A 15,547-nucleotide genomic window follows, 5' to 3' on the forward strand; every position below is an offset into this window, starting at 1 on the left:
ATTTAACTAAAATAAAAGTGGATCGCAGCATAGCTGTATATATTAACTTATTTTGTTATAAAAGCTTACTCTGAATATGTGCCCAAACGCAAACTTTAGCAAGAACTTATTTATAAATAAAAGCTCTATGAAGTAGCTTTTATGATAAGCAACTAGTTAATCATACAAGCACTAAAATTACACAAGATAATGATATTTTCAATACCAATTTATGGTCTTTCGCATCTGATATAAGCTTCCCTAAAAAATTAAAAGGTCAGATCAATAAAAACAGTTCGCCTTTAAGTCTCTCGAACCTGTGTAATCAAAACACGAAATGATATTATCCAGCCGTCACTCCCCCATCAGGTTACAGCATTTGAATATTCATGAAGGATTTGTACTCACCAGGCAAGCACGCGATTTCTCAGGTAAAACGCATATAGACCTCTGGCTAAGTACCCCTAATGGACCGACTCTGCTAACCATTCTCGAAGAAAAGCCCGTTTTTTTCATTGAACAAAGCGATATTGAAAGCTGCCGAAAGTTAGCTGATGAAGAAAACATACACCTATCCATCAAAGAGATTAAGCTATCAACCTTCGAGCAAAAGCCACTTGCAGCGTGTTATTTTTTGTTAAATCGTTCAGCCATAGCCTTATCTCAACGCTTACATAATGAAGATATCATGACTTATGAGAGTGATATCCGCCTTGCTGATCGATACTTAATGGAGCGCTTCATTAAAGGCAGCATTGAATTCACTGGACAGCCATTAACTAAAAGCAGGCATACCCGCTTTTCTGACGTGAAGTCCCGTTCAGGTAATTACTTACCTTCTTTGACTATTGTTTCTTTAGATATTGAGTGTTCAGAAAAAGGGCTTCTCTATTCTGTGGGTTTAGACAGCCCAATGGATAGCCGAGTGATTATGATTGGCGATGCTCAAACTGCAGAGACAAACATTCAGTGGGTTAAAGATGAAAAAGCATTATTAGAAGCCATGGTTGATTGGTTTTTCACTTTTGACCCTGACGTCATCATTGGGTGGAACGTCATTGATTTCGACTTCCAGCTTCTACACAAACGTGCAGAATGGAACAATGTAAAGCTCAAAATTGGTCGAGATAACCAACCAAGTTTTTTTAGAACGTCCGCGCAGAATCAGCAAGGCTTCATAACCATTCCAGGAAGAGTGGTTCTCGATGGAATCGACACTCTCAAAACAGCGACTTACCATTTTCGTTCTTGGTCCCTAGAATCCGTATCCCAAGAGCTTCTTGGGGAAGGTAAAGACATTCATAATGTTCATGACCGCATGGCTGAAATTAACCGAATGTTTAAACATGACAAGCCTTCTCTCGCAAAGTACAACCTGCAAGACTGCGTATTAGTAAACCGTATTTTCGAGCATACACACCTGCTCGATTTTGCTATTGAGCGCACAAGGTTAACAGGTGTGGAACTTGATCGAGTGGGAGGATCTGTCGCTTCTTTTACTAATCTTTATCTGCCACAAATACATCGTGCTGGTTATGTTGCACCTAACCTCGCACCGGAAAACTGGATCGCCAGCCCTGGTGGTTATGTAATGGATTCCATCCCGAATCTATACGATTCGGTTTTAGTTCTCGATTTTAAAAGCCTCTACCCTTCCATTATTCGCTCTTTTTTAATTGACCCAATGGGATTAATCGAGGGATTAAAGCTGGAAGTCGGTCCTGAAGAAAACAAAGCCGTACAAGGTTTTAGGGGCGGTCAATTTCATAGAGATAAACATTTCCTTCCGCAGATGATCGAAGATCTTTGGGCTGCACGAGACATAGCAAAGAAAAACAATGAGAAAGCTTTCTCTCAAGCGATAAAAATAATCATGAATTCCTTTTATGGGGTTTTAGGTTCATCAGGTTGCCGGTTTTTTGATACTCGTTTAGCTTCATCTATCACCATGCGTGGACACGAGATAATGAAGCAAACAAAGGTACTCATAGAGGAAAAGGGCTACCAAGTCATTTATGGCGATACTGACTCAACATTTGTCTCTTTGAATGGAAGCTATAGCCAGAAACAAGCCGACCAAGTAGGTGAAAGTCTTATTAGCTACATTAATGAGTGGTGGACTTCACATTTAAAAACTCAGTTCAATCTAACGTCAATTTTAGAATTGGAATATGAAACTCACTATAGAAAATTTCTGATGCCAACCATCCGTGGTTCTGAGACGGGTTCTAAGAAACGTTATGCAGGCTTGATTGGAGAAGGTGATGCTGAACGAATCATTTTTAAAGGTTTAGAAAGTGCCCGAACAGATTGGACACCTCTTGCCCAGCAATTTCAACAACACTTATATGAGATGATTTTCCATGACCAAGACCCGTCAGAGTATATTCGAAGCTTTGTCGATGCGACAGCCGCGGGTGAGCATGACCATTTGCTCACCTACCAAAAAAGGTTGAGACGAAAACTGCATGAATACCAAAAAAACATCCCGCCTCAAGTACGAGCGGCGCGTATGGCTGACGAGATAAACAGCCAATTAGGTCGTCCATTGCAATATCAAAACAAAGGTAGGATTGAGTATTTGATAACCTTAAATGGTCCTGAACCAAAAGAGTATTTAAAGCACACTATCGATTATCAACATTACATTGATAAACAACTTAAACCTGTCGCTGACGCAATACTCCCTTTTGTCGACTTAGATTTTGAAAGGCTCAGCGGTCAACAACTAGGTTTATTCTAATCACCCCCGAGGTCTAAAGTCTGCGCCACCTACTAACTAGCGGTGGCTCTAGTATGCTTACTACTGCAATACTCTAGGTACTTGTTTTTACTTAAAGACTTACAAAAATACCAGCCTTGAACCGAAATATCTGGTATTTCAGGAATGTATGCAAGTTGCTCTTTTGTTTCTACTCCTTCTACCACGACTTTTAAATCAAGTTGATTGGCAATAGAAAGAAGACTAGAGAAGACTTTCTCACCTTTATCGTTGTTCAAAGCGAGTACAAACGATCTATCAACTTTAATCGCATCGATATTAAAGCGATTTAAATAGCTCAGAGATGAATAACCAGTTCCAAAATCATCAATATGTATCTTAACCCCTAGGTTTTGTAATCGATTAAAGGATGCGGATAGTTTTACTTCATCCACCAGCAATGTTTCTTCTGTGATTTCTATATGAATTTGCTTAGCAACTGGAGCAATTGCGTGAACTATCTTAGTCATCACTTCTTCATCGACTAATGACTGTGGAGTGATATTGATACTCACAGGTATATAAATCCCCTTTTTGTTCCACTCATGAATATCGCTCACAACCCGCTTGAACACCCACAAATCCACATCTTTCATCAGCCCTGATTTTTCAAACCACGGTAAGAATGCCCCTGGATAAATAATATTCCCATAGTCATCTTTTGCTCTTATCAATGCTTCACAACCGACCACACTGTCTGTGAGGTGAGAAATTTGTGGTTGGTATTCCACGCAAAACTCTTTGTTACTGATTACTTCCAAATGCTCCTCAACTTGAAGTGCATGTTTTTCAGCTTGTTGACTTAAAACAATAGGGTCATCAGTCAACATTTCGGCTTCTTCTTGCCTACGCATATAAGTGGTATCTAAAAATGGGAAATGAATCATTCTATTTCCATATTGACGGTTGAGTCCCCTTACCGCAGGTAAGTAAATAATCGCACCTACCAATACATTAAAGATTTGTAGACAAACCGCAGCGAAATCGCCATCTGTTGCTATCCAAGCATTCATTAATATAGGGCTATTAAATGGAACAGATACGCTAGGAGAAGCCACCCATCCTGAAGAAATTGCGAATAATGAAACACAAACGTTGGTGATTGGTACAATTAAGAAAGGTAAAAATAATCTTGGATTAAAAATAATGGGTAGACCAAAAAGCAGTATTTCATTTACGTTGATCAACCCAATGGGAATACTAGCCAATGCTATCACCCGCAACGCCCTTTGCTTTGAGAAGATAAGCAAAGCAAGCACTAAAGACAGAGTTGAACCACTTCCACCAATGAAAACAAAAGCTCCCATAAACGAAAGGTTCATAGGATAGGGGCCGGTTCCCCCGGCAAGCATCGTTGAAAAATTAAGGTCGCTCGATTCTTGGAGAAGATCAACTAAAGGTAAAAGTGCGTAGTAACCATGAATACCAACGAACCATAAAACAGAGTTCAGAGCCGCAAAAATAACCCCAAATGAATATGGCTCGTTAGCATAATCTAATGACATGCCAGACAACATCTGGGTGGAAGAAATTAGCTCAAAAACCAAACCATTAAACCAAATCACCACACCGCCAGTAATAAGTGCAGGAAGAAGTAGATTAAGGGACTCTTTAACTATTTTTCCACCGCTATTCGAGCGGGTAATTTTCAAACTATTGAAAGTGACGAGATAGGCGAGTAAAGGAATCGAATAAAGAGGAGTAAGGATGGCGATAATGATATTAAAGGTAAGCAATGTACCTTCATCAGGTAAAATAACCCCAACAGAGACAAGGTAAACAATAGATAACAAAGCCATGGGAGGCCGAGGAAGCTTCCACTGCATGGCTAATACATAAGATAAAGCAGCAGTCATTAAGTATGGAAAAAGGGCAGCTATCGAATCATGAAACTCATAGAAAATGGTTACCCATGCCGTTCGTCTTCCATAAATAAACTCACCCATACTACCGAAAAACAAGGCAAATGAAGACAACATCAAGCAGGGCAATAACCAAATCATCCCTTCACGTAAAGCTTGAAGGGAAGGTAATAAATACTTAGTGACGATGCTATCGAAGCTTATTTCTGCTGAGAAAGTCTTCTTTCCAATCAGACGCATGCAATTCCCTTTGTTTATTAACCTTTTTAAAAGTTAGCACATAGAAAGCACTTGTCATGTCTTGTTGTCATCAGTTTCTAAAGTAAATTTATTTAACCTATTCTAAATTCCGTTTTTTTGTATTGCTTAACAAGCCACTCACCGAACCCATCAAGAATGCCAATCACTGACCGTTTGGGAATTACTCGTCCTGAAAGTAAGATCCCTAGCCTCTCTACCTCAACTTTTTTATCAGGATGATACTTTAAGAATTGCTGTCCGCATTCAATTGGGTTTTCATACCACCCTCGGTCACGATACATGATGAGTGAATAGCTCGCTCGTAACAGCTTTTTTGCTATCACAACTTGAGCCTGCACTTGTTGCTCTGGCGATGTTGAACGCGCAATTTTATTTCGATAAACCGCTAACCAATCTTCAACATCCATATTCCAGTGTTTTGCAATTTCCCAACTGGTTTCGAAATCCCCAAAACAATCAGACAAATCCTCACCATGAACGCACACTGCACAATGCTTAAGCATGAAGCCCCAAGTAAAAATACTTTCAAGGTCAACGATATCTTTCACGAACGCAGTTTTGATTGATACTTGGGTAACTTGCGGAAAGCTTTTTTGGAAACGCCACTTGATGGTATTTAACAACGTTGTTTTGTTGTCATCAAAATTACGAGGGGTAACGACCACAACATCAAGGTTAGACTTGCCAACTTGAGCGGTTTTCCTTGCTACGCTGCCATAAATATAAACACTGTGGAGATTCGTTCCTAACCCACCTTTTAAGAAGGTAATAAGATCGTTAACCACTGGTTGGAATTCAGGTTGAAATGGCTGTGTTGGGTCAATAACAGGTAGCTGCATAGGTCGTTTCGGCAAATAAAATCATGATTTAACTGTGGCTCTATGATCGCTTAGGTGACTTTATGATTCAAGCTATTCCTATTTATAGCATCTCCGAGATATAATCAGCGGATAGACCCAATAAGGACAAACACAAAATGCCTAGAGCAAGTGAAATTAAAAAAGGTTTTGCTATCACAGTAGAAAGCAAAACAGTGATCGTTAAAGATATCGACGTAACAACACCAGGCGGCCGCGGCGGCCAAAAGATCTACCGTTTCCGTGGTAACGATGTAGCAACTGGCGTTAAAACTGAAGTTCGCCACAAGGCTGACGAAATCGTTGACACTATTGATGTTACCAAGCGCCAAGTTGTATTTTCTTATGTTGACGGTGACGAGTATATCTTCATGGATAACGAAGATTACACACAGTTTATCTTTAACGGTGAAAGCATCTCTGATGAACTACTATTCATCAATGAAGATACCCAAGGCATTCTTGCTGTTTTAATTGATGGAAATGCAGTAACACTGGAATTGCCATCAACGGTAGAGCTTGTTATTGAAGAAACAGACCCTTCAATTAAAGGTGCTTCTGCTTCTGCTCGTACTAAACCAGCAAAACTATCTACTGGACTAACTGTTCAAGTACCTGAGTACATTGCAACAGGCGACAAAGTTGTAGTAAACACAACTGACCGCAAATACATGAACCGAGCAAGCTAGGAATAACATGACTGATTTATTGTCTTACGACGACGCTATAGATACTGCTTACGATATCTTTTTAGAAATGGCTCCAGATAACTTAGAACCTGCGGATGTGATTCTATTCACCGCTCAGTTTGAAGATCGCGGTGCAGCAGAACTTGTTGAAACAGGTGACGACTGGGCTGAGCATGTTGGCTTTGACGTAGACAAAGAAGTATACGCAGAAGTGCGTATCGGTCTTGTAAATGAAGATGATGACGTGCTTGATGATGTTTTTGCACGCATGCTTATTAGCCGTGACCCAGAACATAAATTCTGTCATATGCTATGGAAGCGTGACTGATTCGTCAACGGATATCAGTCTTCTTTTGGTGGTAGTGCTTTAACAAGTTAATACTGCCTCAAACACTAGCCTTGCCATAACTTGGTTAGTGTTTGCTTACTACCCACTCCCTGTGATGATTCACTCAAACTTCCCATTCAATTATGACTAAAGCAAAAACAGATACATTATCTAAAGGCTATGCTTGTGTAGGGCTAGTCAATCCAAAAACGCCTGAAAATGTGGGTTCCGTAATGAGAGCTGCAGGCTGTTATGGGGCAAACTCTGTCTTCTATACTGGTACTCGTTACGACCACGCAAGACAGTTCCATACCGACACAAAGGAAAAGCACTTAGAGCTTCCTTTAATTGGAGTTGATGATCTTAAAAGCATCATTCCTGTAGGCTGTGTGCCCATTGCTGTGGATCTCATTGAAGGCGCAAAACCTTTGCCTGATTACAAACACCCGCCTCGAGCTTTCTATATTTTTGGTCCAGAAGATGGAACCCTAAAAAAAGAAATCACCGACTTTTGCCAAGAAACCATTTACGTTCCAACCAATGGTTGCATGAATTTGGCAGCGGCTGTGAATGTTATTTTGTATGATCGCATGGCGAAAGGTGACAACTTCTCAAACCATATCAAAGTGACTTAATCCTGCAGAAGTGCTGCATACCGTGATAAGTAAAAACTAGATAGGCACAAAAAAACCTGCTCAACGGCAGGTTTTTAAATTCTTACGCAGTATAACTATTTGTTCTGCAGCGTTACTGCGCAATAAAGCTACTTGCGAGTTCTTGGCTGAGACGGTTTCGCTGGGCGACCATTATTCAGCTTAGGCTTACTTCGGTTTGCTTGAGGCTTACCTTTATTCGCTTGTGGTGCTGAACCAGAGTCTGGCGTAGTTGTGCCACGTGTTGCTGGCTTCTTACGCTTAGTTTGATTGCTGCGACCTTTCGGTGCGTTCGCACGTTCTTCATGACGCTTAACTGCGCGACGAATTTTTTGACTACGAGAACGCTCACGCTTACGAGAAGTATTCGATGGGTCAAGATCAAGCAGAGTTTCTTTCTCTGGGCTTAACTCAACCAACGTACGTAGGTAATTTACTTCTGTAAGATCAAGTTCTTTCCAACCACCACGAGGCAATTTCTTGTCTAAGTAGATATCACCGTAACGTACACGCTTCAAACGGCTTACTGTCGTTTCTTGTGATTCCCAAAGACGGCGAACCTCACGGTTACGACCTTCGTTAATTGCTACGTAGAAAGTGTGGTTCATACCTTCACCACCCGCGTACACAACATCTTCGAAACGAGCCATGCCGTCTTCTAGTTGTACGCCGCGAGTAACATTTTTAACTTTCTGTTCGTTCACTTCGCCAAATACACGAACCAAATATTCACGCTCAACTTGGCGGCTTGGGTGCATTAGACGGTTGGCAAGTTCACCATCTGTAGTGAAAAGCAAAAGACCCGAAGTGTTTGCATCAAGGCGACCAACCGAGATCCAACGAGAACCTTTGATTTTAGGCAAGCGATCAAATACAGTTCGGCGACCTTCTGGATCATGGCGAGTACAAAGCTCACCTTCCGGTTTGTAGTAGGCTAGAACTCGACAAACAACTTCTTCAGATGCCTTGCCTGATACAGTATGACCATCAATACGAATGATTGAGTTTTCATCTTCAAGGCGTTCACCAAGCTTTGCAACTTGACCGTTAACACTAACGCGCCCTGATTTAATCAAAGTTTCAAGTTCACGACGAGAGCCGTGACCCGCTCTTGCTAAAACTTTCTGTAATTTTTCGCTCATTTACTCTTTTTACCTAATTGTCGTCTTCACAGACGTCGAATGAATTTGACGCGACTGAGATCGCGGTCGCGCATTATCGCAAATGCTAGTTAAAAAAGCACTCGTTATTTATACCATCAACGAGATTACCGCACACCTGAATTAAAGCGAGTTTTAAGCTTCAAAAGGAGTCGGATCACCTGAACCTATTCGGCGAACTACAGCGTCATCATCACTGAAATCAATTACAGTTGTTGGCTGTTCACCTAAGTAGCCGCCATTTAAAATCACATCAACAACATGCTCTAAACGGTCTCTGATTTCTTCAGGGTCTGATTCAGTCACTTCATTACCAGGCAGGATCAATGAGGTAGACATTAACGGCTCACCCATAGCTTCCAATAAGTCCAAAGCAATTTTGTTATCAGGAACACGAATACCAATAGTTTTACGCTTAGCATTCATCAAACGTTTGGGTACTTCTTTCGTTCCTTTGAAAATGAAAGTGTATGGACCTGGTGTATTTGATTTTAGTAATCTAAAGGCAGTGTTATCCACTCTTGCATAAAGTGATAACTCAGACAAATCACGGCATAACAAAGTGAAGTTATGCTTATCGTCAATGCGACGTATCTGGCAAATACGATCTAGCGCTTGTTTATTTTCAAGTTGGCAACCTAACGCATAACCAGAGTCGGTTGGGTAAACAACAATGCCCCCGCTTCGGATGATCGCAACAGCTTGATTAATTAGTCGAGCTTGAGGGTTGTCTGGGTGTACATAAAAAAACTGGCTCATTTTTGTTCCTCATTATCGAGTCTCTCGACTCTATCATCAGAAGGAGCTAGTTCATCCTGTGAAGTTTCCGACGAAACAGGATGAAACTCCCAATCTTTCCATACTTCTTCTACCCCAGCAGGCAGCCAGAGATTTCGCCCTAATTCCATCCAAGGAGATGGATAATGGAAATCACTGCCTTGAGAAGCTAATAGTTTGTATTGTATAGCATAGTCTCCTAGCTTGCGTCTTTCTTGTTGAGCTTGTTGAGGCTGCGCGACTTCCATTGCGTCTCCATTAGCTTCAACGAAAGCCGTTAACAATCGTTTTTCCCACTTAGCCGTCAAACCATATCGACCTGGATGTGCCAAGACAGCTTGACCACCAGCTGCGTGAATAGCGGTAACCGCATCTTTCATTGAGCACCACGTTGGTGGAACATAACCCGGATTGTTACGCGTTAAAAACTTCTTAAATACTTGTTGCATAGTTTTTGCGTAGCCATTCTCTACAAGCCACTTAGCGAAATGGGCACGAGTGATTGGCGCGTCACCCGCAATTTCCTTCACTTCTTCTAGTACACCTTCTCTTGTGGCTTTTTCTAAACGAGATGCGATCATCTCAGCTCGACCCACTCGATGCTGTTTTTGCTGTTCAATCAGAGCTTTTAGCTCAGGTGATTCAGGGTCAACATTCAAACCAACGATATGAATATCCATGTTTTGCCAAACAGTCGAAATCTCAATCCCATTTATCAATTGAATAGGTAACTGATTAGCTTCGATATAATCACGTGCGACGGAAAGACCATCGGTGGTGTCATGATCTGTGATTGCTAACACTTCAATATTAAAACCCAAAGCACGATCAATTAGCTCTGGTGGAGTTAGCCTACCATCGGATGCGGTAGTATGACTGTGAAGGTCAATTCTCATATATATTTTCTATGCTCTGTATTTTCATGCATCGTGAACTTATTCACCTAGTACACTTAATTTTTAATCTCAATACCTTTAACTTCAGATTTGAAATCATTTCTTTAAAGTTTAAGCCAAACAGCCATTTTGGGGCTTGACTTTAAAACAACAAACTAGTTAACTAGTACACAAATACAAAGTGTACATATTAAGGTTCTCCATGTTACAAGAATTTAACCAAGACCATAAAGATAAAGTTTTAGAACTTTCTTCAGTAGAAGCAAGTTCAGAGCTTAATTGGTGGCGCACTTGGACAAGTTCTTGGTGGGCCAATGTGTACTTCTAATTAAACAGTTTGTTTATAAAAAAGTTATCACTAAGCCCGCTTTCATAGCGGGCTTTTTAATTTGTCGAACATCTCACATTCAACTGACTAACAAATCAACGAATTGACCATATTCTAGATTGGGCGAACGGTATCTTTATGCGACTATGTACGGCAGGAAATTTAAAGAATCATAAAGGAGGTCTTGTGAACAAGGCCATTGAAATCAAAAAGCTGGGAACCATTGAAGTCATCAATACTTCTGTTCCTTATTCGCAAGACCCGACCAGCGTTTTCCACACTTTATGTGAAAACAAAACAGACAGCTTACTGCTGGAATCTGCTGAAATTGAGTCTAAACAAAACTTAACTAGCCTACTCCTTATTGACTCTGCCGTTCGTATTGTATGTCGTGGGCATGAAGTGACTTTTCAAGCACTCACCAATAACGGCCAAGCACTCATTGAACACCTAAGCCAAAACGTTAAAACAGAGATAAACTCTGACCTTACTGGTAACGTATTGACGCTCACTTTTGTAGAACCAAGCAACGAATTAGATGAAGACTCACGTTTAAGAGAAGCCTCTTCTTTCGATGCACTGCGTTTGGTTCAACACAGTTTTGAACAAGATGCGGATAACAAGCACGCTTTATTCATGGCTGGTCTATTTGCTTACGACATCGTAGCGAACTTTGAACCGCTAGGCGATGCGGAAGCAACCAACAACTGCCCTGACTTTGTTTTCTACGTTGCTGAAACACTATTACGTTTCGACCACCAAGAGAACGAAGGCCTACTTCATGCGAGCTTGTTCGCTCAAGATGACAGCATCAAAGCGCAATTAACTGACCGTTTAGCCGACATTCAGACTCAATGTCAGTCACTGAAAGCCATCACAGAAGTCACGCCGCTCGACAACGTTGACGCCATACCAAGCGTTTCAGACGAAGATTTCTGCCAAACGGTTCGTGATTTAAAAGAATACGTAGTTAAAGGCGATGTATTCCAAGTGGTACCTTCACGTCGCTTTACGCTACCTTGCCCTGCTCCACTGGCAGCCTACAAAGAACTTAAGCAAAGCAATCCAAGCCCTTACATGTTCTACATGCAAGATGAGCTATTTACGCTGTTTGGTGCATCTCCAGAAAGTGCTCTGAAATACGAGACAGAAACCAACCAAATTGAGATTTACCCAATTGCTGGTACTCGTCGTCGTGGTAAGCGCCCTGACGGTCAAATCGATTTCGACCTAGATAGCCGCATCGAGCTTGAACTGCGTACCGACAAAAAAGAAAACGCGGAACACATGATGCTAGTCGACCTAGCGCGTAACGATGTAGCACGTATTGCCGAAGCAGGCACTCGCCACGTAGCAGACCTGCTGAAAGTTGACCGCTACAGCCATGTGATGCATTTGGTTTCTCGTGTGGTTGGTCAGCTACGTGAAGACTTAGATGCGCTACACGCTTACCAAGCTTGTATGAACATGGGCACGCTAACAGGCGCGCCAAAAATCCGCGCAATGCAGCTTATTCGTGACGTAGAAAAAACACGTCGTGGTAGCTACGGCGGTGCAGTTGGTTACCTAACCGGCGAAGGTACTTTAGATACTTGTATCGTAATTCGCTCTGCTTACGTTGAAGATGACATAGCACAAGTACAAGCGGGTGCTGGCGTGGTGTTCGATTCAGACCCACAAGCAGAAGCTGACGAAACTCGCGGCAAAGCTCAAGCGGTCATCTCTGCGATTCAAGCAGCTCATACTAAAAACCTAACAAATAAGAAGGAGTCGTAATCATGGCTGATATTGTATTCATCGATAACTTCGACTCGTTCACTTACAACCTTGTAGACCAGTTTCGTTCATTAGGTCACAGCGTAAAAATTTACCGTAACAACATTTCTGCAAAGGTAGTTGAAGCGGCGATCAATGAACTAGACAACCCGGTAGCACTGCTTTCACCAGGTCCTGGCGCTCCGGCTGATGCGGGTTGCATGCCAGAGCTGATTCAGCTTTTAAAAGGCAAAGTACCAATGATTGGTATTTGCTTAGGCCACCAAGCGATTGTTGAAGCCTACGGCGGCACCGTTGCAGGGGCTGGCGAAATCATTCATGGTAAGGTGTCGATGATGGAACACCAGAATCATGCAACTTACCAAGGCTTACCATCGCCACTGGCTATCGCTCGCTACCACTCTTTAGTGGCAACGCATGTATCCGATAGCCTAACGGTGACAGCTGAAGTCGATGATTTGGTGATGTCTGTGGTTCAAGAACAAGACAAGGTTTGTGGATTCCAATTCCACCCTGAATCAATTATGACGACCTACGGTGCAACGCTTCTAGCAAACGCTATCGAATGGGCTCTTGAGAAAAGCTCTACCCTTGAGCAGACAGCTACTCTTGATAAAAAGACTAACTAGGAAAAGATCATGGAACAGATTAATAAACTTTACGAACAGCAGTCTCTTACTCAAGAAGAAAGCCAACAATTGTTTGACGTCATCATCAAGGGTGAACTAGACCCAATCTTGATGGCTTCAGCGCTGACTGCATTAAAAATCAAAGGCGAAACGCCTGATGAAATCGCTGGCGCGGCGAAAGCACTGCTTGCCAATGCAAACCCGTTCCCGCGCCCTGATTACGATTTCGCAGATATCGTAGGTACCGGTGGTGACGGTCATAACACCATTAATATCTCAACGACGTCTGCGTTTGTTGCAGCAGCTTGTGGCTTAAAAGTCGCAAAGCACGGTAACCGCAGTGTATCGAGCAAGTCAGGTTCTTCGGACCTACTCGACTCGTTCGGTATCAACTTAGCGATGACAGCAGAAGATACACGTACAGCTGTAGATGAGCTTGGCGTAGCATTCCTATTTGCCCCGCAATACCACGGTGGCGTGCGTCACGCGATGCCTGTTCGTCAAACAATGAAAACGCGCACTATCTTCAACATCCTTGGTCCACTGATTAACCCTGCTCGCCCTAACATCGAGTTAATGGGTGTTTACAGCAAAGAGCTAGTACGCCCTATCGCAGAAACCATGCTGCAAATGGGCATGAAGCGCGCTGCCGTTGTGCACGGTAGCGGCCTTGATGAAGTGGCGATTCATGGCGAAACTATCGTTGCTGAAATTAAAAATGGTGCCATTCACGAGTACACAGTGACACCGGCTGACTTTGGTTTGAACACTCACCCCCTTGAAGCAATCAAGGGCGGTGAGCCAGAAGAGAATAAAGCTATTACAACAGATATCCTGACGGGTAAAGGCACTGACGCTCAAGTTGGCGCAGTGGCAGTCAACGTTGCTCTACTGATGCGTTTATTTGGTCACGAAGACCTTAAAGCCAACGCTCAGCAAGCCATTGACGCAATGAACTCTGGCAAAGCATACGAGCTTGTACAAAAGCTTGCTACGCACGCCTAACGAACGACGGAGTTGAGACAAAGAACATGACACAAACTACCGATAAACTGTCGACCCACGTTTCAGTCAAAGAAGCTGAAATGGCGGAAGTATTAGCAAAAATCGTTCGTGATAAATACCAATGGGTTGCAGCGCGTAAGCAGACTCAACCATTAAGCGAGTTTAAAGCTGCGTTAACCGCAACAGACCGCAGCTTTTATGATGCACTTAGCAGTGAACAAACCGTTTTCATCACTGAGTGTAAAAAGGCATCTCCGTCAAAAGGGTTAATCCGTGACGAGTTTGACCTTGACTACATTGCGTCAGTTTACAACAACCACGCAAACGCGATTTCAGTGCTGACAGACGAGAAGTACTTCCAAGGTGACTTTGAGTTTTTACCTAAGGTTCGCAGCATTGCTAAGCAACCTATTCTGTGTAAAGACTTCATGGTTGATACCTACCAAGTGTACTTAGCTCGTCATTACTCAGCTGATGCTATCTTGTTGATGCTATCGGTATTGGATGACGAAGAGTACAAAGCACTTGCTGAAGTCGCTCACTCACTCAACATGGGTGTGCTTACCGAAGTAAGTAACGAAGAAGAACTTCACCGCGCAGTCGCTCTAAACGCTAAAGTGATCGGTATTAATAACCGTAACCTGCGTGACCTTTCGACGGATTTGAACCGTACTAAAGAGCTGGCTCCGCTAATTCGCGAACTGGCTCCAAATGCAGTCGTGATTTCAGAGTCTGGCATCTACACACATCAACAAGTTCGTGACCTTTCAACATTTGCAGATGGCTTCCTAATCGGTAGCTCTCTCATGGCTGAAAAGAACCTAGAGCTTGCCGTGCGTAAAGTAACACTCGGTGAAAACAAGGTGTGTGGTTTAACCCACTCTGACGATGCAGCGAAAGCGTATCAAGCTGGTGCGGTATTCGGTGGTCTGATTTTCGTTGAAGCATCTAAGCGTCATGTGGATATCGAAGCGGCTCGTTTAACAATGAGCGGCGCTCCGCTGAACTACGTGGGTGTGTTCCAAAACCATAGCGTTACTGACGTTGCGAAAACGGTTTCTGAGCTCGGTTTGTTTGCAGTGCAGCTGCATGGTGATGAGTCTCAAGCATTTGTAGATGAGTTAAAACAATCACTACATGAAAACGTTGAGGTTTGGAAAGCTTACGGTGTTGCTTGCGGCGCTGAGAGCGCATTACCAGAATTACTGGAAAGCAACGTGACTCGTCACCTGCTAGATACTAAAGTGGGTTCTCAAACGGGTGGTACAGGTCAAGCGTTCGATTGGAGCCTAATCAACAACCAAAGCGCAATCATGTTGGCAGGTGGTCTAAACCCAGAAAATGCTAACCAAGCGGCTAATTTGGGCTGCTTAGGATTAGACCTAAACTCTGGCGTTGAATCCGCTCCGGGTAAAAAAGACGCAGACAAACTGCAACGCGCCTTTGCTGCGATCCGTAATTACTAAGCTTTTAAATTACGAGCCTTACTACTAGCTACTTATTTATGAGCTTTGCCTTTTGCGAAGCTCAAACAAGATTAAATGACTTGGTGTGAATACACATCAATAGAATTAAAGGAATAACAC

General features: G+C 42.6%; 14 protein-coding genes and 1 other annotated feature. Of the genes, 9 read left to right on the plus strand and 5 right to left on the minus strand.

Annotated elements, in window-relative coordinates; all coding sequences use genetic code 11:
* The first annotated feature begins 358 nt into the window (after nucleotides 1-358).
* Nucleotides 359-2,722 (plus strand): DNA polymerase II, encoded by a 2,364-nt coding sequence (locus tag L4C37_RS16160; RefSeq protein ID WP_429769171.1) that lies wholly within the window; start codon nucleotides 359-361, stop codon nucleotides 2,720-2,722.
* 32 nt (nucleotides 2,723-2,754) lie between these two features.
* On the opposite strand, the gene L4C37_RS16165 is transcribed toward L4C37_RS16160, so the two are convergent.
* Both L4C37_RS16165 and L4C37_RS16170 read right to left on the minus strand, forming a co-directional pair.
* Nucleotides 2,755-4,842: a PTS sugar transporter subunit IIC/EAL domain-containing protein gene (locus tag L4C37_RS16165; protein ID WP_429769172.1), complete on the minus strand. Its 2,088-nt coding sequence runs from the start codon at nucleotides 4,840-4,842 to the stop codon at nucleotides 2,755-2,757.
* A 92-nt stretch (nucleotides 4,843-4,934) separates the two neighbouring features.
* Complete coding sequence (locus tag L4C37_RS16170; protein WP_429769206.1) at nucleotides 4,935-5,702, minus strand: nucleotidyltransferase domain-containing protein; 768 nt, start codon at nucleotides 5,700-5,702, stop codon at nucleotides 4,935-4,937.
* Nucleotides 5,703-5,839: 137 nt separating this feature from the next.
* Between L4C37_RS16170 and efpL the strand changes: the two genes are divergently transcribed.
* The 3 genes from efpL to L4C37_RS16185 all read left to right on the plus strand — a co-directional run bounded on the left by efpL (nucleotide 5,840) and on the right by L4C37_RS16185 (nucleotide 7,372).
* Nucleotides 5,840-6,409 (plus strand): elongation factor P-like protein EfpL, encoded by a 570-nt coding sequence (gene efpL, locus L4C37_RS16175; protein WP_372266221.1) that lies wholly within the window; start codon nucleotides 5,840-5,842, stop codon nucleotides 6,407-6,409.
* Nucleotides 6,410-6,416: 7 nt separating this feature from the next.
* Nucleotides 6,417-6,737: an HI1450 family dsDNA-mimic protein gene (locus L4C37_RS16180; RefSeq protein ID WP_429769173.1), complete on the plus strand. Its 321-nt coding sequence runs from the start codon at nucleotides 6,417-6,419 to the stop codon at nucleotides 6,735-6,737.
* 143 nt (nucleotides 6,738-6,880) lie between these two features.
* Nucleotides 6,881-7,372 (plus strand): RNA methyltransferase, encoded by a 492-nt coding sequence (locus L4C37_RS16185; protein WP_137372550.1) that lies wholly within the window; start codon nucleotides 6,881-6,883, stop codon nucleotides 7,370-7,372.
* Between the two features lie 128 nt (nucleotides 7,373-7,500).
* Here the strand turns inward: L4C37_RS16185 and rluB are convergent, their stop codons facing one another.
* The 3 genes from rluB to rnm all read right to left on the minus strand — a co-directional run bounded on the left by rluB (nucleotide 7,501) and on the right by rnm (nucleotide 10,223).
* Nucleotides 7,501-8,532, minus strand: coding sequence for a 23S rRNA pseudouridine(2605) synthase RluB (gene rluB, locus L4C37_RS16190; protein ID WP_137372549.1), 1,032 nt, complete (start codon nucleotides 8,530-8,532; stop codon nucleotides 7,501-7,503).
* A gap of 153 nt (nucleotides 8,533-8,685) precedes the next feature.
* Entirely contained in the window at nucleotides 8,686-9,309 is a 624-nt protein-coding gene (locus tag L4C37_RS16195) for an L-threonylcarbamoyladenylate synthase (RefSeq protein ID WP_273295645.1), read from the minus strand.
* Nucleotides 9,306-10,223 (minus strand): RNase RNM, encoded by a 918-nt coding sequence (gene rnm / locus L4C37_RS16200; protein ID WP_429769174.1) that lies wholly within the window; start codon nucleotides 10,221-10,223, stop codon nucleotides 9,306-9,308. Before rnm ends, L4C37_RS16195 begins: the two co-directional genes overlap by 4 nt.
* Nucleotides 10,224-10,425: 202 nt before the next feature.
* Here rnm and trpL2 point away from each other — a divergent pair, with 202 nt between their 5' ends.
* From trpL2 to trpCF, 5 genes are all read left to right on the plus strand, one after another.
* Complete coding sequence (trpL2, locus tag L4C37_RS16205; RefSeq protein WP_004741253.1) at nucleotides 10,426-10,551, plus strand: tryptophan operon leader peptide; 126 nt, start codon at nucleotides 10,426-10,428, stop codon at nucleotides 10,549-10,551.
* Nucleotides 10,498-10,612 (plus strand) — a sequence feature (Trp leader region). Its footprint overlaps the gene before it by 54 nt.
* A gap of 125 nt (nucleotides 10,613-10,737) precedes the next feature.
* Nucleotides 10,738-12,327 carry an anthranilate synthase component 1 gene (locus L4C37_RS16210; protein ID WP_429769175.1) on the plus strand — a complete coding sequence of 530 codons (1,590 nt, stop codon included), beginning with the start codon at nucleotides 10,738-10,740 and terminating at the stop codon, nucleotides 12,325-12,327.
* 2 nt (nucleotides 12,328-12,329) lie between these two features.
* Nucleotides 12,330-12,956: an aminodeoxychorismate/anthranilate synthase component II gene (locus L4C37_RS16215; RefSeq protein WP_429769176.1), complete on the plus strand. Its 627-nt coding sequence runs from the start codon at nucleotides 12,330-12,332 to the stop codon at nucleotides 12,954-12,956.
* A gap of 9 nt (nucleotides 12,957-12,965) precedes the next feature.
* Entirely contained in the window at nucleotides 12,966-13,961 is a 996-nt protein-coding gene (gene trpD, locus L4C37_RS16220; RefSeq protein ID WP_429769177.1) for an anthranilate phosphoribosyltransferase, read from the plus strand.
* A gap of 26 nt (nucleotides 13,962-13,987) precedes the next feature.
* Nucleotides 13,988-15,427 (plus strand): bifunctional indole-3-glycerol-phosphate synthase TrpC/phosphoribosylanthranilate isomerase TrpF, encoded by a 1,440-nt coding sequence (gene trpCF / locus L4C37_RS16225; RefSeq protein WP_429769178.1) that lies wholly within the window; start codon nucleotides 13,988-13,990, stop codon nucleotides 15,425-15,427.
* The last annotated feature ends 120 nt before the right edge of the window (nucleotides 15,428-15,547 follow it).

It is taken from the genome of Vibrio kagoshimensis (assembly GCF_050337535.1).
Lineage (GTDB): Bacteria > Pseudomonadota > Gammaproteobacteria > Enterobacterales > Vibrionaceae > Vibrio > Vibrio gallaecicus.